Raw genomic sequence first — 17,436 nt, forward strand, 5'->3', positions numbered from 1 at the left:
AGCCGCAGCGCGCGGCGGTGGGCCCGCCACGACCGCCAGGGCGCGGCGAACGCCGCCGCCGTCACGGCCAGTTCCCGGCGCAGCCGGGCCGCCCACGCGCCCCAGCCGCCCCAGCGCATCGCCCACATCCGCAGCAGCACGAAGAGCAGCACGACGACGCCGACGATGCCGAGCCAGCGGAAGATCGTGTCGCTGTGCTGCCTGAACCAGACGAAAGGATCGGTGTTTCTCATCGGCCGACGCTCCTCACGCGGCCGCGATGGCGCGGCGCATGGCCTGGAGCGCGTAGTGGTTGCGCGATTTGACGGTGCCCTGCGGCACCCCGATGACACGTGCCGCCTCGGCGCGGCTGCGGTCGTGCAGATGGATGTGGGAGAGCACCTCGCGGTGCTCCGGAGTCAGCCGGTCCATGGCCTGCCGGACCACCTGACGCTCCACCACCGTGTCGGCGAGGTCGGTCGTGGTAGGGGGCTGGTGCGGCAGGTCCTCCGGCAGGACGCCCACCGGTATCGCGCGGTCGCGACGCCGGGCGTCGATGGCGAGGTTGCGGGCGACCCGGTACAACCAGGCCTGCAGGCGCTCCTCGCCGTGCCGGTCGAGATCGTCGCCGGTCAGCCATGCGCGGAGCATGGTCTCCTGGACGATGTCCTCGGCGCGGTGGGTGTCTCCGGACGCGTACCGGTGCACATAGCGCAACAGCCGGGCGCGGTGGCGCTCGGCGGCGGGACAGGCGGGGCGGGCATCCAGTGGAACATGGCGCATGTTCTGCTCCAAGACGCACTCGGTGTGACTGTGGGGGACGGTGAAGCGTTTGCGTCACACGTTAAGCACGTCCTATCACTTAGGGATCGGTGACTTTTTTCGGGAAGCGGAAAAAAGGGACCAACTCACCTCAGAGAAAGCTCAGAACTTAACAATCACCGGCGGGCGGACCGGCCGTTGCGGCGCCCTCCCGGTAGAAGTGCGGGGACACGCCCGTCACTCTGCGGAACACGCGGCTGAAATAGGACCGGTCGCGGAACCCCACCGCGCGGGCCACGCTCTGCACACTGTCCTCGCTGGACCGCAGCCGCTCCGCCGCCCTGCGCACCCGCAGCCGGGTCAGGTACTCCCACAGCGTCAGGCCGTACCGCCGGTGGAAGAGCCGCCCGAGGTGGTCCTCGCTCACCCCGGCGGCCTGCGCGACCTGCCAGCGGGAGACCGGCCGCCGGTAGTGCTCGTAGAGGTAGACCAGCGCCTCGTCCAGGACGGCCCTGACCCGCGGCGGCAGCCGCCCGTCCCGGCCCGTCAGCTCCCGTACCAGCGACGCCGCCTCGGACGGCGTGAACACGTCGAGGTCCAGCAGGAGCAGCGCCGGGTGCGGGCGCGCCCTGCGCGCGTCGGCCGCCGTGATCCCGTCGTGGCCCGCGACCACCGCCGGGCACAGCGCCCGCCCCGCCCCGTCGTGCAGCCGCTCCACGACATCGAGACCGTGCAGGTCGCCGAGGAAGTCCTCCAGCACCACCAGCCGGGGCGTCTCCTCCGCGATCAGGGCCAGCACGGTCGCCGCGTCCGCCACCACCCGGGTGGGATGGTCGGGCAGCGCGGCCTCGGCGATCCGCCGCAGCGCCTCCCGCGAACGCGGCGTCCGGCCCGCCACCACGACCGGCTCGGCGAGGCCGGCCGGCCGCAGCGCCCGCAGCGCGTCCCCGAGATCCGCGCCGCGCGCCCCGAACAGCACGAACGGCGTGTGCCGCAGCGCCGGATGGTCGTGCAGCCGCTGCACCGCCCGCCACTCCTGCGGCCGGTCGGGCAGCGCCTCCCACACCACCGCCCCCGGCCCGCGCTCCTCGGGGAACGGCACCGCGTCCAGGTCCGGGCCGCCGGGATGCGTCCGCACCCGGTGGTGCCCGGCCGACCGCCGTACGTCCTCGGCGGCCTCGCCCGGCGCAACCACCAGCAGCGGCCCGGCGTCGGCGGCCGGCCGGTGCGCGTGCCCGTCCGGCGACGGCAGGGGCAGCTCGAGGACGTACGCGCCGCCGTCCGCGGTGTCGGCGGGCCGCAGCGAACCGCCGTGCATCATGGCCAGCCGGCGGGCCGTGGTCAGCCCGATGTCGAAGCGGCGCGACCCGCCCGCCGGGGAGACCACGGCGGGCGCGCCGGGCACGGCCACGACGATCCGCACCCCGGCGGGGGACCAGCACGCCGACACCCGCACCGTGGCGTCCCGCGCCCGGTCCGCGGCGGCCGTCAGGACGTTGCCCAGGATCTGCCGCAGCCGGGCCGCGTCGGCCGGCACCGACGGCAGCCGGTCCGGCAGCTCGACCGACCAGCGCGGGTACCCCGGGACCCGGCGCCCGGCGGCGGCCTCGGCACAGGCCCGCCGCAGCAGCGGCAGCGGATCGAGCAGCCGCCGTGTCAGGACCAGGTCCCCGGCCTCCGACTGGGCGAGGTCCAGCAGATTGGCGCTCAGGTGCAGCAGCCGCGCCGCGTCCCGGTGCACCTCCGTCAGGACCGCGCCGGGATCGTCGCCGTCGCGCGCCAGCATCGCCTCCAGCGGGTCCCGCAGCTCGGCCACGACATGGGTGAGCAGCCGGGTCTGGAACCGGTGGGCCTGCTCGGCCGCGTCCCGGGCCCTGCGCACCTCGTCGAAGAGCCCGATGCCCTTCAGCGCGGCGCTGATCTGGTCGCCGAGTTCCCGGTAGAGGGCGCCGTCGTGGTCGGCCGGCTCGTCGCTGGCGGTGGCGTCGAACACCGCGAGGCCCAGTTGCTGCTCACCGATGTGCAGCGGCTCCAGCACCAGCCGGGAACGCCGCCCGCCGCCGGGCAGCAGGGGATCGGGCAGCAGCAGCGCGGCGGGGAACGGCGGGCTGTCCAGTACCCCCGAGTGCCCGAGCCGCCGCGCCTCCGCCCGGGTGAGCAGGGGCCGCGCCATGCCCCGCACGGGCACGGCCGCGCCCGGCGCGGTCTGCTCGTACAGCACGATGCGGCAGCCCGGCACGCCCGGCTGGGCGAGATGCCGCTCCAGGACGTCGGAGAGCCCGTCGAGATCGACCACGGTCGTGAGCGCCGTCCCGAACTCCCGGAGTCGTCGCGCCCGTTGCGCCTGCGTCCAGCGCCCGTACTCCAGCAGCCCCCGCGCCCGCTCCGCGACCAGCAGACCGGCCCGCCCGAACAGCGCCTCCGCGTGCCCGCGCCGGTCGGCGGGGAGCCCGGCGACGACGACGGGACGGGCCCGCTCCAGCGCCTGGTACCAGCGGTCGACCTCGCCCTGGCTGCGGGCCCGCCCCCGCAGCAACTGCTCGAACAGCGCCAGGAACCCGCCCGCCGGGCTCACCTCGTCCCCACCCGCGACGCCGTGCCCGGTACGGCCCGCGCCGGTCCCGCCGGCAGGGCCCGCACCGCCGGTCCCGGCCGCGGCCGCGGTGCCTTTGCGGGTACGTCCCGTCCCGGTCTGCTCGGCGCCACCCGTGGCGCGGGTCCGGGCTCCGGCCGTGCCCGATACGTCGGCACCGTACGCGTGCCCCTTCTCGGCGCGGTCCGCGTGGTCGTCCTCGGCGTCGGACGTCGCGGCCGGTCCGCCGCCCGGCGGGGGGCCGTCGGGGGCCAGGTCGGCGCGGAACGCCTCGGCGAGCCGGGTGCCGGCGGACGGCAGCACGGCATCCAGGGCCGCCCAGCCCTGGGGAGCCCGCGCGGCCCCGGGGGCCGGGGCGACGATGTCCCTGGACGCCGGGTAGGGGCAGCCGCAGGAGCGGCGCGGCACGAGCGTGGCCGGGATGGTCGTACGGTCCGGTGGCCTGGTGCCCCGCAGCCGGGCCACCAGCGTGTCCACGGCCAGCGCGCCGAGTTCGGCGAAGGGCAGCGCCACCGAGGTGAGCGGCGGGTCGCCGAGCCGGGCCTCGGGGGAGTCGTTGAACCCGACGACGGCCACGTCCTCCGGCACCCGCACACCACGCTCGGTCAGCAGCCGCAGCGCGTCCGCGGCGAGGACGTCGCTGCACGCCAGCACCGCGTCGAAGTCCACCCCCGGCTTCAGCCCCCGCGCTTCCAGCAGCACCCGCATCGCGGACGCGCCGCCCGCCGCGCCGAAGTCCACGGCGGCGCACACGTGCGTGGATTCGAGGCCGATGCCGTGGTGGCGCAGGGCGTCCACATAGGCCCGGTAACGGTCCTCCGAGACCGGGTTGGCGACGGGTCCGCGGATGCAGGCGGGCCGCCGGCAGCCGTGCCGGGCGACGAGGTGGCCGACGAGCTTGCGCATGCCCGCGTGGCTGTCGACGGACAGCACGTCCGCCTCCTCGCCGAGCGGCTGGTTGAGGCTGATCACCGGCAGGTGCGCCAGTCCCCGCAGCAGCCGGCGGGCCCGGGTCCCCGAGGAGGGCAGCCCGATGGTGGAGCTCCAGCAGACGACACCGTCCAGCCGGGCGGGGCCGACCAGTTCGTACAGCGCGCCGCGCGGCACGCCGCCGTCGCGCACCTCCCCGCCGGGGAAGCAGACCAGCCCGACGTCGTTGCGTTCGGCGGCGGCGCGGACGCCGGACCACAGGGTGGCGCCGACGCCGAGGTGGATGTTGGCGGTGAGCAGTCCGACCGTGAGCGGCCGGCGCGGGCCGCCCTCCGCCCCGCCGTGCGGGTCTCGCGGGTTCGCAGCCATCGGCGCTCCCTCGGTCGGCCCCGGCCGGCAGCTCCCGCCGGCGCCCGTGCCGACGGGGAGGCTGGAGAACCTAGACGAGGCGTCCGGACGCGGCAAGACAGGGGACGGAACGGAACCGGACGGGTTCCGGGGGCACACGACAGGACCGGTGGTGTGAGCGGGCCACCGGTCCTGACGCGGGCGCGAGGTGCGGGAAGTGCCGTAGGGGCGAGCGGTGTCAGATCTTGCCGACACCCGCGCCGGCGGTCACCGTCCCCTTCACGCTGGACGCCGACTGCGCGCTGTAGCTGTACGGGATGGAGGCCACGCTGCCGCCGGTCTGGCCCGACCCGGAACCGGTGAGGTAGTTGTTCTTCGCCACCAGTGAGCCCGCGTCGGAGGAGCCCTCGCCGAGGTGGTACGGGTCGTCGGTGTTCTCGAAGTAGTTGGCCTCGACGAGGACACCGGCGTTCTCGGTGGAGGCGACGCCGTAGGAGCCGATGTCGCTGAAGTAGTTGTTCAGCACGTGCACCGGGTTGCCGAAGCGGACGCGCGGGTTGCGCTGGTTGGTGCCGTCGAACCAGTTGTACGCGTACGTCACCTTGAGCTTGCCGGTGTCCTCGCTCGCGTTGTCGTCGGAGTGCCCGAGCAGCATGTTCTTGTCCTGGTCGTGTGTGCGGTTCCAGGACACGGTGACGTTGGTCGAGGCGCGCTTGATGTCGACGGCGCCGTCGTAGGCGCCCGAGATGTCGTTGTGGTCGATGACGACGTTGGTCGAGTACTGGACGTTGATCGCGTCGTCGTTGGAGTTCGTGAACGTCAGGTTCTGGATGATGACGTTGTTCACGCTGGCGACGTTGAGACCGCTGCCCGTGATCTTGCCGGCGGTGCCGACACCGACGATGGTCTTGTTCGAGGCGACCTTCGTCATCGACGAGAGCGAGATCGTGCCGTTGACCCGCACCGTCTGCGTCGTGCTGCTCTGCACCGCCGAGATGAACGCGGAGGCGGTGGAGACGGTGACCGTACCGCCGCCCGCGCCGCCGGTGGTGGCGGCACCGAAGCCGATGGGGGCGGCCGCGGCGGCCGCCGTCGATTCGGCGGCGCCGTTCGCCGTACCCATGCCAGTCGTGGCCATGACAACCGCGATCGCGGTCGCCGTGGCTCCGGCCAGGGTGAACCGTGCGCTCGTCCTGCGCATGTGGATCTCCGTCCGTGGGGGTTGTCCGGTGAGGGGGATGTGCGGTGAGGGGGGATGTGCTGTGGGGTGCACCACCGATGCCTCGCGGCCGGCTCTTGCCGAGGCTCACCCCTGAGAGTAGGGAGACCCTTGTGGACTATGACGTGCGCTGTGTGGACTATTGCGTTCCGTCCCTTCCGGCGGCGCGGAACGCACGGCGCCGGGCCCCCGGTCGCCCACGGGAGCCCGGCGCGTCACGGACGGGTCAGGACGCCACGAAGTCGGCTATGTCGCCCAGCACGCTCGTGTCCGCCAGGAACCCGATGTGCGTCTGGCAGAGCACGGCGTTGTTGGTCGCGCCGCTCAGCCGGGTGCTGGTGTACGGGAGGATGACGCCGTCGCAGGCCGAGTACCAGGTCGCGTACCTGGTGTCGCCCGGCGTCTCGTCACCCGAGGTGATCTGCGAGATGAACGACGAGCCCGGGTACATCTGCTGGCACGTCGTGTAGATCAGACAGGCGCTCGCGTACGTCGTCCCGTGGTTGGCGCCGGCGATCGAGGCGAGGTGGCTGACGCTGGTGCTGCCGCCCAGCACCTTCAGGTAGTACTGGCTGACCAGGCCGCCCATCGAGTGGTTGACGATGGCGACCTTGCTCGCGCCGGTCTGCGACTTCACGTTGTTGACGAACGAGGCGAGACCTTGCGCGTTGGTGACGTTGTTGCCGTAGGAGTCGTACTCGTAGGCGAACAGGTTGGAGCTGGACCAGCCGTTGAGCCGGAAGACGCTCATGGCGGTGACCCAGTTGGAGGCGCTGCCGGTGTACCCGTGCACGAAGACGACGGGCGTACTGGTCGACAGCGGCTGGGCCGCCGCCTCGGCGGAGCGCGTGCCGGACGAGGCCGACGCGGCGGCCGCGGAGTCGGCGGCGCCGGCCGTCGAGGCCGAGGAGAACAGGGCGAACGCGGCCGAGGCGGCCACGAGCACACCGAGGAGCCGACGCGGGGAACGACGACGCGGGGAACGACGACGCATGGAACCCTCCTGACGAGGATGCGGGCGGGTGCTTGACCCGACCCAGCGTCGTGGTGCGCGCCGCGCCCGCCATCGGTGAAATCACCAGTGGGCGGGGCGGCGTGCCTAGCGGCCGGCGTCCGCCGGGGGAGCCGCGAGGCGGTCGAGCGCCTCCGGGAGGGTGAGCGCCGCGTCGTCCTTCACGTCGTGCCACCGCTCCAGCGTGGTCGCCGCCGCGCGCAGCAACTCCGGCGGCAGTCCCACGGCTTCCAGGGTGTCGGCGATCTCGTCCATCTCCGGGCCCCAGCGCCAGGCCCGCGCCGCGGCGGCGGTCACCGCGTCCGGCTCGGCGAGGTAGGCGTCGTGGCGGAGGCCGGCCACGTCGAGCAGTTCCGCGTCGACGCCGTGCTCCCGCGCCAGCGCGTAGGACAGGCCGACCAGGACGCGGCTGACCTTCTGGAAACCGGCGTAGGCGAGCTTCAGCGACGACGCCTGGCCGATCCGCGGGCCCAGTACCTCGGCGCGGACGGCGGTACCGGTGAACAGACCGGCCACGGCGGCGGTACCGGCCTCGGGCCCGGACAGATACAGCAGGGGACTGCTGCCGCCCACGGGCGGGGCGCCGATGACGCCGCCGTCCACGACCGTGGCGCCCGGCGGGAACAGGCCCGCGATCCGCCGGGTCCGCTCGGGGTTGACGGCGTTCGCCTCCACGTACACGCCGGTGAAGCCGAGCCCGGCGACCTGCCGCGCCAGCTCCTCCGCCGCGGCCGGCGGGCAGAGGGCGAGGACGATGTCGGCCCGGTCGGCCAGGTCCCGCAGGGTGGGGACGGGCTCCAGGCCGAAGCGTTCGGCCCGCCGCGCGCTGGCCGCGCCGCGTCCCTCGGGGCACCACAGGACGGCGGCCGCGTGGGCCGCCGCGCAGGCGGCGACGGCCGCCCCCATGCTGCCGGGGTGCAGGATGCCTACGACGGGCTGCCGGGACACGGGCTACTCCGCGGAGTGGGTGAGCAGGTGGTCCACCGCGTCGGTGACGTCGTCGGCGGTGTGGTGGGGGACGTCCAGACCGTCGGGCCAGGCCCGGCCGCGCACCCAGATGGCGCGCAGGCCGGCCGCCGCGCCGCCGGCGATGTCGGTCTCCGGATTGTCCCCGGTCATCCAGTCGCTGGGCGTGAGCTGGGTGCCGCAGCGGGCCGCCGCCAGCTCGAACAGCCGCGGGTCCGGCTTGCGGACGTCGATGTCGCCGGAGGCCGCGATGCCGTCGACCAGGTCGGCGAGGCCGGTGGCGCGGACCTTGGCGCGCTGGATGTCACTGGCGCCGTTGGTGGCGACACCCACGCTCCACCCGGCCTCCTTCAGCCGGGCCAGGCTGTCGAGGACCGCGGGCCGGCAGGTGACGGCGGCCGCCATGCGGTCCACGTAGACACGCCACAGGTGGTCGGGGTCCTCACCGAGCCCGAAGGTGTCCCGGAGCCGCACGAAATCACCGCGGCCGGCCTCGTCGGCGAGCTCGGTCCGCAGCCACCGCTCGATCTCCGGCCCGTAGGCGTGGTCGCGGGCCAGCTCGGCTATGGCGTCCGCGAAGGCGGCACGACGGTCGACCAGCGTACCGTCCAGGTCGAAGAGGGCGAGGCGCATGGGGATGACCTTAACGCGCGCGCGTCGTGAACCGGACGGGTGCGCGTGCGCACCCGTCCGCGAATCGCCTCGCCCGCCGTCCTCAGCCCTCCGCCGTCCGCGCGCGCCGGTACACCACGTTCGGGCGCAGGGGACCCTCCGGTGCCGACAGGTCGTCGAAGTCGTCGGCCGGGTTCCGGGTCATGCCGAGCCGGCGCATCACCGCTCGCGAACGGTGGTTGGCGGCGGTCGTCACGGCGACGATCTCGGACAGGCCGAGTGCTGTGAAGCCGTGGGACAGCACCGCCCGCGCCGCCTCGGTGGCGTACCCGTGGCCCCAGGCGGACCGGGCGAGCCGCCAGCCGATCTCCACCCCGGTGAACGCCATGTCCTCCTCCACGTCGTCCAGACCGGCGAAGCCGATGAACGCGCCGGTGGCCCGCACCTCCACCGCCCACCAGCCGTACCCCCGCCGGGCGAAGTCGGCGCGGAAAGCGGCCACCGACGCGTCGCTCTGCGCCCGGGTGCGCACAGCGCCCAGGTGTTCGCGGACCTCGGGGTCGGCGTTCAGCGCCGCCCACGGCGCCAGGTCGGAGTCGCGCCAGTCGCGCAGGAGCAGGCGGTCCGTGCGGAGCCCGGTCACCGGAAGTCCCAGAGCGCGAAGTCGGACACCGGCACGTATCCGATGCGCCGGTAGAGGCCGTTGCTGGTGGGGTTGGCGAGGTCGGCGAAGAGGACGACCTCCCGAGCCCCGGCGGCGAGCGCGGCCCGGCCCGCCTCGACCGTCGCCGCCCCCGCGTAACCACGGCCGCGCAGGTGGGCCGGGGTGTAGACCGGCGCCACCCGGACCTGCCCGGCGACCATCCGGGTCGTCCCCGCCATGGCGACGGGGGAGCCGCCGGGCTCCTCCCAGAACGTGAACCGCTTGTGGGCGAAGCGCCCGCGTACCCGGGACGGGGTCCGCGGCGGCGGCGCCTCCCCGACGGCGGCGGCGAACTCGCGGGTCCAGCGCCCGAGCAACTCCTCGTCCCCGTCGTCGGCGACCCGGCTGCGGCCCGGCGGAACGGGCCGCGGCACGGTGGGCGTGCCGAGACGGTACAGGCGCTGCCGTTCGCCCAGGACCGGCGTCGTGCCCGTGTGCCGCCGCCAGGCCCCGGCGAAGGCGGCGGCGGTGCCGTGTTCGGCGTTGATCCCCGGGAGCGCGTGGCCGAGACCGGCCAGGCGGGCGGCGAGGGAATCGGCCTCCTCGCCGGTGAGGGGCGTGACGTTCAGCCGGTGGGGCGGGGTGCGGAAGAACGCGGCCCGGACCTCGCCCGCCCGCTCCAGCAGGCCGAAGACCGGCGTCCCCGTGCCGTACATGTCCTGCCCGTGGGCGCGCAGTGTCTCGGTCACCGTCAGCGGGACGGTGTGCAGGGCGGGGCGCGAACGCAGAAACTCCCCGGCCCGGACGAGGAAGTCGTCGAGGTCCTCGGTGAGGTGCCAGTGATCCGGAGGCATGCCCCATGATGACCTGGGCGGACCGTGGTTGTCCCGGGATTATCCGGTGCCTGGTGCCTGGTGCCTGGTGCCTGGTGCTTGGTGCTTGGTGCTTGGTGCCTGGTGCCCGGTGCCCGGTGCCCGCTCGCTCCGGCTCAGCCGGTGACGGCGAGTCCCGCGAGGAACGCGGCCAGTACGCCCACGGGCTGGAACGACGCCCGGTTGAACACCGCCAGCGCGACCGGCGGCTCCGCACGGCGCAGCAGGACCACCGCCGGACGGAACGCGGTGACCACCGAGACCAGCACCGTCCCGGCCAGCCCCGGCGCGCCGAAGGAGTCGTACGCCACGCAGGCCAGGGCGATGCCCGCCGCCCCGGCCGCGACGAGGAACCCGAAGGCGACCGCCGCGCCGGCCCGCACACCGTGGACCACCGGGAGCGTGCGGACGCCGAGATGGCGGTCCTCCTCGACGTCGGCGAGGTCGTTGGGGACGTTCCGCCCGCCGATCTCCCAGGCCACCATCCACACCGCGAACAGCCCGAGGCGCAGCGGATCGACGACACCGGAGACGGCGAACCACCCGATCGACCCGCCGATCGCGACCATCACCCCACTGATCAGGAACTTGTACGTCGTCACCGTCGCCAGCCGGCAGTACAGCACCTGGAGGAGCGCGGCCACGGCCAACAGCAGCAGGCAGAACCCGCCGAGCAGCGCGGTCAGGGCGACGGTGACCGTGCCGAGGGCGACGATCCAGGCGAGGGCCGCGCCACGGGAGAGCCGGCCACGGGCGAGCGGGTGCCGTCCGCCGACGCCGTCGAGGTCGGTGCCCTCGTAGGGGCGTACGTGCGCGAACCGCCGCCGGTCGACGTCGACGTCCAGGACGTCGTTGACGGCGAAGAGGGCGAAGAAGCCGGCGAACGCGGCGGTCGTGGCGACGGCGACCCGCTGCGGCGGGGGACCGGCGTCGGCGAGGAGGAGCGCGATCAGCGGCTGGGCGACGCTCAGGGACGCCTGGGTCCCACGGGACAGCGCGAACAGCGCGGACAGCGTCCGGAGGGAACCGGCCACGAGGGTCATGACGCGGGCCCCGGTGCGGCGGCGGCATCGGCGGTGGCAGTGGCGTCCGAGGCGGCGGTGGCCACCGCCACCAGGTAGCCGGGGGCGGCGAACCGCGTGCGCAGATCCACCGGCGGCGCGCACGCCCCGGCCAGGGCGTGCAGGGCCGCGGCGCCGTAGAGTTTGCGCAGACTGATCACGCCGTCGTGCAGGTGGGCGCTCCCGCCGGTCAGGTAGAGCAGGGGAGCGACGGCGAGGTAGGCGGGGTGGCGCCAGCCGTCGATGATCAGCAGCCGCCGCGCGACCCGGGTGCCCTCCGTCAGCAGGGACACGACGCCGGACTGCGGCAGGTGGTGCAGCGACATCGTCAGCACCGCGACGTCGAAGGCGCCGTCGGGAGCGTCGATCGACGTCGCGTCCAGGACGGCCGGTGTCACGCGGGGATGCGCGCCGAGCGGACCCCGGCGGATGCTCCGCACCACGTCGGGGTCGATGTCGCTGACGGTGACCCGGACGGCCGGGTGCCGGTCCGTCAGGTACCCGGCGAGCCGGCCGAGCCCCGCGCCGAGCTCCAGGACGCGCGGCGTGCCCGGTCCGCCGGCCCGCTCGGCCTGTTCGGCCCGCTCGGCCTGTTCGAGGGTCAGCCGTGCGAAGCGCCGGTACCCGAGGGTGAGCCGCTGGAAGCGGTCCAGGCCGCGCAGCGCGCGCCGTCCCTTTACGGGAGTGTCGGGCCGGTCGATGTACTCCTCGCGGGTCGTTTCGAACCAGCGGTCCCAGCGGGCCGCGTGCGGGCCGCCACGGGGCATGTCGACGATCATCGGGCTCCGGGTGAGGGTGAGGCGCGGACCGCCACCGTCCTGCGCGGCGCACGGCGTTCGCCGACAACAACGACCGACCCGCACATCTGACACCGTCGGACGTCACTCCGCCGAGGCGGACGTTCCCCCGTCAACAGCCGAGGCCGGCCCGGCAGTTGCCGGACCGGCCTTCGTGGCCTACCCACCCGGGAGCCGGGGGCGTGCTCAGTCCGTGCCGGACTCCATCGCGGCCCGGTCCAGCATCTCGTCCTCGGCGGAGACCTGCCCGCGGGAGGCGATCGCCTCCGCGCCGCCCTCCGGCATCGTGCCGATCAGACCGGTCGCCGCCGCCTGCGCGGCACCGATCGCGGGGTTGGCCGTGCCGAGCATGCCGATGCCCGCGTACTGCTCCAGCTTGGCGCGGGAGTCGGCGATGTCGAGGTTGCGCATGGTGAGCTGGCCGATCCGGTCCACCGGGCCGAACGCCGAGTCCTCGGTGCGCTCCATCGACAGCTTGTCCGGGTGGTAGCTGAACGCCGGGCCCGTGGTGTCGAGGATCGAGTAGTCCTCGCCGCGCCGCAGCCGCAGGGTGACCTCACCGGTGACGGCCGCGCCGACCCAGCGCTGGAGGGACTCGCGGATCATCAGCGCCTGCGGGTCCAGCCAGCGGCCCTCGTACATCAGCCGGCCCAGGCGCCGGCCCTCGGTGTGGTACTGGGCGAGGGTGTCCTCGTTGTGGATCGCGTTGACCAGCCGCTCGTAGGCCGCGAAGAGCAGGGCCATGCCCGGCGCCTCGTAGATGCCGCGGCTCTTGGCCTCGATGATCCGGTTCTCGATCTGGTCCGACATGCCGAGGCCGTGCCGGCCGCCGATGGCGTTGGCCTCCATCACGAGGTCGACGGCGGAGGCGAACTCCTTGCCGTTGATCGTCACGGGCCGGCCCTGCTCGAAGCCGATCGTCACGTCCTCGGTGGCGATCTCCACGGACGGGTCCCAGAACCGCACACCCATGATCGGGTCGACCGTCTCCAGGCCGGTGTCCAGGTGCTCCAGGGTCTTCGCCTCGTGGGTGGCGCCCCAGATGTTGGCGTCGGTGGAGTACGCCTTCTCCGTGCTGTCGCGGTAGGGCAGGTCGTGCGCGACCAGCCACTCCGACATCTCCTTGCGGCCGCCCAGCTCGGTCACGAAGTCCGCGTCCAGCCAGGGCTTGTAGATCCGCAGGTTGGGGTTGGCGAGCAGGCCGTAGCGGTAGAACCGCTCGATGTCGTTGCCCTTGTAGGTCGAGCCGTCGCCCCAGATCTGCACGTCGTCCTCGAGCATCGCCCGGACCAGCAGGGTCCCGGTGACGGCGCGGCCCAGCGGCGTGGTGTTGAAGTAGGCGCGTCCGCCGGAGCGGATGTGGAACGCCCCGCAGGCGAGCGCGGCGAGTCCCTCCTCGACGAGCGCCGCGCGGCAGTCGACCAGACGCGCGAGCTCGGCGCCGTAGCTCTTCGCGCGGCCCGGCACCGAGGCGATGTCGGGCTCGTCGTACTGGCCGATGTCGGCGGTGTAGGTGCACGGGACAGCGCCCTTGTCGCGCATCCACGCGACGGCGACCGAGGTGTCGAGACCGCCGGAGAAGGCGATGCCGACGCGCTCGCCGGCCGGGAGGGAGGTGAGAACCTTGGACATGCGAAAGAGTATGCCGACTTCTGTATGAACATGCAAAGCCGGTGTCGTGGAGTCCGGCCGGACGGCCGCGTGGGAGACGTGGAGTCCGGGCCGGACGGCCGCGCGGGAGACGCCGGAACAGCGCGTCTCCCGCGCGGCGAGCGCGGCGGTTCAGCGCGCGGTGGCCTCCGTACGGGCCTCGCTGCCGGCCGGGAAGGCCCCGGCGGGCTGCCGGGGGATCCGGTCGCCGAGGGCCGCCGCGGCGCGGCCGAACGGTGACGTCATGATCTCCGCCACGCTGCTGCGCCCGGAGATGTAGGCGTCGAGCCGGCGCCAGGCCGGGGGCAGCCGGGTCAGGGCGGTGTGGGCGACACCGGGGTTGCGGGAGAAGAGGTCCATCAGCCGGGCGCTGGCCCGCATCTCCACCCCCAGGACGTCGTCGATCTGCCGCCGGTACCGGTCGGCGGCGACGGGGGCCGGATCACCGCCGCCGTCGGTGACGATCCGCGCGGCGGCGCGGCCCGCGAACCCGCCCGAGCGCAGGGCGTAGGAGATGCCCTCCCGGGACCAGTGGCCGACGAGGGCCGCGGCGTCCCCGGCGACCAGGAACCGGCCGCGCGCCACCGGCGAATCGGGCCGGCGGCACCGCGTCAGGTGCCCGGTGTCGTGCAGCGGCATGGTGCCGAGGAACCCGTGCCGGCCGAGGAAGTCGGCCTTGTAGGCGCGCAGGGCCTCGGGGTTGCCGCGGGCGGCGACGACTCCGGCGGTGCAGACGTCGCCCTTGGGGAAGACCCAGCCGAAGGAGCCCGGCAGCGGACCTTACTCCATCAGCATCCGGCCCCGCCGCGCGCTCCCGGCCGGGCGAGCGGCGTGTCGCCGGGTGTGCGCCACGTCGTCCGGCGCGACGTGCGAGCCCTCACCGCGCAGCCACCCGGCGAGCCGTCCGGCCGCCGACCGCAGGGCCACCGGCGTGCCGGCCGACAGCGGGAACATGCGCGGGAACACGCGCGGGACCGCCTCGCCACGGACCGCCTCGCCACGGGCCGCAGCGGCAAGGGCCGCACCGCCGCGGACCGTGTCGTCGCGGGGATCACCGCCATTTCGGCACAGGGGGGCGCGTCCGCCGGGGACGCGGGGGTCGCAGGCGGGAGCGCGTCGGCCGCCGCCCACGCCCCCGTGCACCCGGATCAGCCGCTTGGCCGGGTGGTTGACGGATCATCGGCGGTCCGGGGACCCCGCGCGCAGCAATCGTGCGATCGCGGGGCCGATGCCGTCGAGCGGGAGTACGTGGTCGACCCGGCCCGTCTCGATCGCGGACTTCGGCATGCCGCGGAACTCGGCCGTCGCGGGGTCCTGCACGACGATCGTGCCGCCCCGGTCCTTGACCGCCTCCACGCCCCGCGCCCCGTCGCTGTCCGCGCCCGTGAGCACACAGGCGATGACCCGGCCGTCGTAGGTGTGCGCGGCCGACTCGAAGAGCGGGTCGGCGGCGGGGCGGGCGAAGTTGATCGGCTTCTCGTCGGTCAGCCGGAACGCGCCGTCCTCGCGCATGCACAGGTGGTGGTCGGGCGGGGCGAGGTAGACGGCGCCGTTCTTGGGGTGGTCACCGTCCTCGGCGAGCTGCACGGGCAGCGCGGTGGCACGGGAGAGGACCTCGACGATCTGCGTCCTGCGGGCGCGCCGCAGGTGCTGGGCGACCAGCACGGGCACGGGCAGATCCGCTCCGAGGCCGCGCAGCAGCGTTCCCAGGCCGAGGACACCCCCGGCCGAGGAGGCCACCAGCACGGCGGCGTAGTGGTCGGTGTCATGGGCGGAAGACCTGGTGCGCACCCCTAGAGATTATCCACTTCCCTCCGTTCCAGACCTGCCGTACGGACCCCGTCGCCGTACTCGTCGTGATCGATCAGTTTGCGCGTTTTATGCCGTATGCCGCCGGTAGTCGGGGTATGGCGCCCTCCGCCGCCTCGGCCACCGTGGCGGCGGACCGCCCGTATACGCTGCGGCCTCATGACGCGCGCCTGGACACCGCCGGTACTGCTGTCGCTGTGCGGCCTGTTCGCCGCGGCCGGTCCGGCCCGCGGCGGGAACCTCCTCGGGGCGGCGGCGTACGTCCTGCTCTTCGCGCTGCTCGCGGGCGCGGTCTCGCCGCTCGTCTTCCCGAGGCCGGTCGGCGCGGCGGAGGCGCTGCGCCGCAGCGCGGACGACGGCCGGCCGGTCGTCTACTGGCGTCCGGGCTGCGCGTACTGTCTGCGGCTGCGCCTCCGTCTCGGCCGCGCCGCCCGCCGCGCGCACTGGGTCGACATCTGGCGCGATCCGGCGGGCGCGGCCCGGGTGCGGGAGGCGGCCGCCGGCAACGAGACCGTGCCGACGGTGGTGGTGGCGGGCCGGGCACACGTGAACCCCGACCCCGCCTGGGTCCGCGCACAGCTCGGTCGCCGCGGCTGACGCGGGGGCGCCGCCTGCCGTTCCCGTCCGGCGCATGGGCGGCCGGACGGGAGCGGAGCGGTTCCCTTCGGTCGTTCCTCAGCACAAGGGAGCCGCGCGGCCTTCCGGACCGGAAGGTGCGACGCCGGGGCGTCGCCCGCTCCCCATGGTGCGTCTTCCCCCGGGCGCCGCAACGCCCCGTACGGATCGGCAACCAAAAGGATTCATCTCGCCCCGATGACCGGCGCGGGACGCCCGTCATGCGCTAGAGGGCCGTGCGGAGCCCGGGGCGTCATTGTTCCGTAAGCCCGTAACCACGTTGAGTGGCGCACGCCCCGCGCACCATGCTGTCGTGCGACTCCCCGGGGCGCCTCAGCACCGCCCCAGGAGTCCTTTCCGGACGCTCGCTTCCTTCGAGGGAAGGTGCAATGAGAAACAGGCAGGTGATGACCGTGGCCATCCTGGCGGCGGTTCTCGCGTGGAGCACGGTGATGACCGTGTTGGGACAGCTCGCGGCCGTGGCCGCGCTGCTGCCCTCGCTCGGACTCCTCGTCCAGCAGATCGTCTCCGCGCTCGGCCCCACCGGCGCACGGCAGTCGCCGACGGCACCGGCACCGGCCCCGGCGGCCGGCGCGTGCGCCGGGGGTCCCGCCGAGGGCCTCGCCGAGGGCCTCGCCGGGAGTGAGGAGCCGACACGGTGACACCGCACCAGGTGCCGGGCCGCCCCGAGAAGGACCCTCCCGGACGCCGCGGCCGCCCGCCGGAGCCGATCTGCGAGACGGCCGGCGCCGCCCACCGGAGCTGGCTCGAACCGGTCCGCAGCCGGCTCGTCGCCAGCGGCCTCACCCTCGACGACCTGGTCAGCCGCTCCGGCTACTCCAAGACCAGGCTCTCCGAACTCCTGCGGGGCAAGGGCTACTACCCGGGCTGGTCGATCACCTACAGCGTGGTCCGCGCCCTGGACATACCCGTCGGCCCCCTGCGCCGGCTGTGGACGGCCGCCGCGGTGGAGGCCAACAAGGACACGGACTGGATCAGGCGCCGCATAGGGGACGTCCAGCCGCTGGGCCCGGACGAGCAGCCCGTCGCCCACCTCGGACTGACCCAGGCCATGTGGCGGCCCTACACCGCCTACGCACAGGCCTTCCTGCAGACCGAACAGCGCGCCCGGCAGGTGGTCGCCGAGACCTTCGACATCCTCTGGCTCACCTGGGACGAGGCGACCGGCAGCCCCGACACCCCGCGCCACGCCTGGCAGTTACTGCGCTCCCGGGTCCTGGCCCGCGCGCCGAAACGGTCCGACGGCCGCCCCGACCTGCGGGCGGCGGCCTTCTCCACGGCCGCCCAGGCCGGCATCGCCGACCTCACGGAGCGGCTGGCCCGGATAGACGTCCTCGCGCGGTTCTTCGACACCATCACCCGGCTGCCGCCGGACCAGATGGACGTCACCGTCCTGCGCCACCTGTGCGCCACCGACCCGGACGCCGTGCCGGGCATCGTCGGCCTGTCGCCGGCCATGACCCACAGCCTGGAACGCCACGCCCGAGGAGCACTGGACCGACTCCGCCCCGACACCGACACCGACACCCAGGAGTGATCCCCCCGCC

Annotated in this window: 17 protein-coding genes and 1 pseudogene; 3 read left to right on the forward strand and 15 right to left on the reverse strand. The window is 74.2% G+C overall.

Features of this window, described 5'->3' with window-relative positions:
- From UW392_RS09545 to UW392_RS09615, 15 genes and pseudogenes are all read right to left on the reverse strand, one after another.
- A pseudogene (locus UW392_RS09545) lies at positions 1-233 on the reverse strand (hypothetical protein); the annotation flags it as partial.
- A gap of 13 nt (positions 234-246) precedes the next feature.
- On the reverse strand, positions 247-762 hold the full coding sequence (locus UW392_RS09550) for a sigma-70 family RNA polymerase sigma factor (protein WP_320774471.1): 516 nt from the start codon (positions 760-762) through the stop codon (positions 247-249).
- 148 nt (positions 763-910) lie between these two features.
- The gene (locus UW392_RS09555) at positions 911-4,633 is read right to left on the reverse strand and encodes a substrate-binding domain-containing protein (RefSeq protein ID WP_320774472.1); all 3,723 of its coding nucleotides are present in this window, start codon (positions 4,631-4,633) and stop codon (positions 911-913) included.
- A 217-nt stretch (positions 4,634-4,850) separates the two neighbouring features.
- Entirely contained in the window at positions 4,851-5,813 is a 963-nt protein-coding gene (locus UW392_RS09560; protein ID WP_320774473.1) for a polysaccharide lyase family 1 protein, read from the reverse strand.
- A 244-nt stretch (positions 5,814-6,057) separates the two neighbouring features.
- Positions 6,058-6,825, reverse strand: coding sequence for an esterase/lipase family protein (locus UW392_RS09565; RefSeq protein WP_320774474.1), 768 nt, complete (start codon positions 6,823-6,825; stop codon positions 6,058-6,060).
- Positions 6,826-6,930: 105 nt separating this feature from the next.
- On the reverse strand, positions 6,931-7,749 hold the full coding sequence (locus UW392_RS09570; RefSeq protein ID WP_414495850.1) for a DUF1932 domain-containing protein: 819 nt from the start codon (positions 7,747-7,749) through the stop codon (positions 6,931-6,933).
- Between the two features lie 45 nt (positions 7,750-7,794).
- Positions 7,795-8,442, reverse strand: a complete 648-nt coding sequence (locus UW392_RS09575; RefSeq protein WP_320774476.1) for an HAD family hydrolase — start codon at positions 8,440-8,442, stop codon at positions 7,795-7,797.
- An 82-nt stretch (positions 8,443-8,524) separates the two neighbouring features.
- Positions 8,525-9,064 (reverse strand): GNAT family N-acetyltransferase, encoded by a 540-nt coding sequence (locus UW392_RS09580; RefSeq protein WP_320774477.1) that lies wholly within the window; start codon positions 9,062-9,064, stop codon positions 8,525-8,527.
- Positions 9,061-9,918, reverse strand: coding sequence for a GNAT family N-acetyltransferase (locus UW392_RS09585; protein WP_320774478.1), 858 nt, complete (start codon positions 9,916-9,918; stop codon positions 9,061-9,063). Before UW392_RS09585 ends, UW392_RS09580 begins: the two co-directional genes overlap by 4 nt.
- Positions 9,919-10,052: 134 nt before the next feature.
- Positions 10,053-10,970, reverse strand: coding sequence for a UbiA family prenyltransferase (locus tag UW392_RS09590; RefSeq protein WP_320774479.1), 918 nt, complete (start codon positions 10,968-10,970; stop codon positions 10,053-10,055).
- Positions 10,971-10,975: 5 nt separating this feature from the next.
- Entirely contained in the window at positions 10,976-11,776 is an 801-nt protein-coding gene (locus UW392_RS09595) for a class I SAM-dependent methyltransferase (protein WP_320774480.1), read from the reverse strand.
- A gap of 204 nt (positions 11,777-11,980) precedes the next feature.
- Positions 11,981-13,426 (reverse strand): argininosuccinate synthase, encoded by a 1,446-nt coding sequence (gene argG / locus UW392_RS09600; protein WP_320774481.1) that lies wholly within the window; start codon positions 13,424-13,426, stop codon positions 11,981-11,983.
- A gap of 150 nt (positions 13,427-13,576) precedes the next feature.
- The gene (locus tag UW392_RS09605) at positions 13,577-14,083 is read right to left on the reverse strand and encodes a hypothetical protein (RefSeq protein ID WP_320774482.1); all 507 of its coding nucleotides are present in this window, start codon (positions 14,081-14,083) and stop codon (positions 13,577-13,579) included.
- Positions 14,084-14,224: 141 nt separating this feature from the next.
- Positions 14,225-14,410, reverse strand: coding sequence for a hypothetical protein (locus UW392_RS09610; RefSeq protein ID WP_320774483.1), 186 nt, complete (start codon positions 14,408-14,410; stop codon positions 14,225-14,227).
- 210 nt (positions 14,411-14,620) lie between these two features.
- Positions 14,621-15,235 (reverse strand): chemotaxis protein CheB, encoded by a 615-nt coding sequence (locus UW392_RS09615; RefSeq protein WP_320774484.1) that lies wholly within the window; start codon positions 15,233-15,235, stop codon positions 14,621-14,623.
- A gap of 177 nt (positions 15,236-15,412) precedes the next feature.
- Here UW392_RS09615 and UW392_RS09620 point away from each other — a divergent pair, with 177 nt between their 5' ends.
- The 3 genes from UW392_RS09620 (at position 15,413) to UW392_RS09630 (ending at position 17,426) form a co-directional block, all read left to right on the forward strand.
- Positions 15,413-15,850: a glutaredoxin domain-containing protein gene (locus UW392_RS09620; protein ID WP_320774485.1), complete on the forward strand. Its 438-nt coding sequence runs from the start codon at positions 15,413-15,415 to the stop codon at positions 15,848-15,850.
- Positions 15,851-16,257: 407 nt separating this feature from the next.
- Positions 16,258-16,530 (forward strand): hypothetical protein, encoded by a 273-nt coding sequence (locus tag UW392_RS09625; RefSeq protein WP_320774486.1) that lies wholly within the window; start codon positions 16,258-16,260, stop codon positions 16,528-16,530.
- Positions 16,527-17,426 (forward strand): helix-turn-helix transcriptional regulator, encoded by a 900-nt coding sequence (locus UW392_RS09630; RefSeq protein ID WP_320774487.1) that lies wholly within the window; start codon positions 16,527-16,529, stop codon positions 17,424-17,426. The genes UW392_RS09625 and UW392_RS09630 overlap by 4 nt, the downstream gene beginning before the upstream one ends.
- The last annotated feature ends 10 nt before the right edge of the window (positions 17,427-17,436 follow it).

This window comes from Streptomyces sp. CRN 30 (assembly GCF_034105845.1).

What these genes read in the sequence shown, in the direction of transcription:
- UW392_RS09550 (WP_320774471.1), bottom strand. Translation starts at nt 762, where the DNA reads ATGCGCCATGTTCCACTGGATGCCCGCCCCGCCTGTCCCGCCGCCGAG.
- UW392_RS09555 (WP_320774472.1), bottom strand. Translation starts at nt 4,633, where the DNA reads ATGGCTGCGAACCCGCGAGACCCGCACGGCGGGGCGGAGGGCGGCCCG.
- UW392_RS09560 (WP_320774473.1), bottom strand. Translation starts at nt 5,813, where the DNA reads ATGCGCAGGACGAGCGCACGGTTCACCCTGGCCGGAGCCACGGCGACC.
- UW392_RS09565 (WP_320774474.1), bottom strand. Translation starts at nt 6,825, where the DNA reads ATGCGTCGTCGTTCCCCGCGTCGTCGTTCCCCGCGTCGGCTCCTCGGT.
- UW392_RS09570 (WP_414495850.1), bottom strand. Translation starts at nt 7,749, where the DNA reads ATGGGGGCGGCCGTCGCCGCCTGCGCGGCGGCCCACGCGGCCGCCGTC.
- UW392_RS09575 (WP_320774476.1), bottom strand. Translation starts at nt 8,442, where the DNA reads ATGCGCCTCGCCCTCTTCGACCTGGACGGTACGCTGGTCGACCGTCGT.
- UW392_RS09585 (WP_320774478.1), bottom strand. Translation starts at nt 9,918, where the DNA reads ATGCCTCCGGATCACTGGCACCTCACCGAGGACCTCGACGACTTCCTC.
- UW392_RS09595 (WP_320774480.1), bottom strand. Translation starts at nt 11,776, where the DNA reads ATGATCGTCGACATGCCCCGTGGCGGCCCGCACGCGGCCCGCTGGGAC.
- argG (WP_320774481.1), bottom strand. Translation starts at nt 13,426, where the DNA reads ATGTCCAAGGTTCTCACCTCCCTCCCGGCCGGCGAGCGCGTCGGCATC.
- UW392_RS09605 (WP_320774482.1), bottom strand. Translation starts at nt 14,083, where the DNA reads ATGCCGCTGCACGACACCGGGCACCTGACGCGGTGCCGCCGGCCCGAT.
- UW392_RS09620 (WP_320774485.1), top strand. Translation starts at nt 15,413, where the DNA reads ATGACGCGCGCCTGGACACCGCCGGTACTGCTGTCGCTGTGCGGCCTG.
- UW392_RS09625 (WP_320774486.1), top strand. Translation starts at nt 16,258, where the DNA reads ATGAGAAACAGGCAGGTGATGACCGTGGCCATCCTGGCGGCGGTTCTC.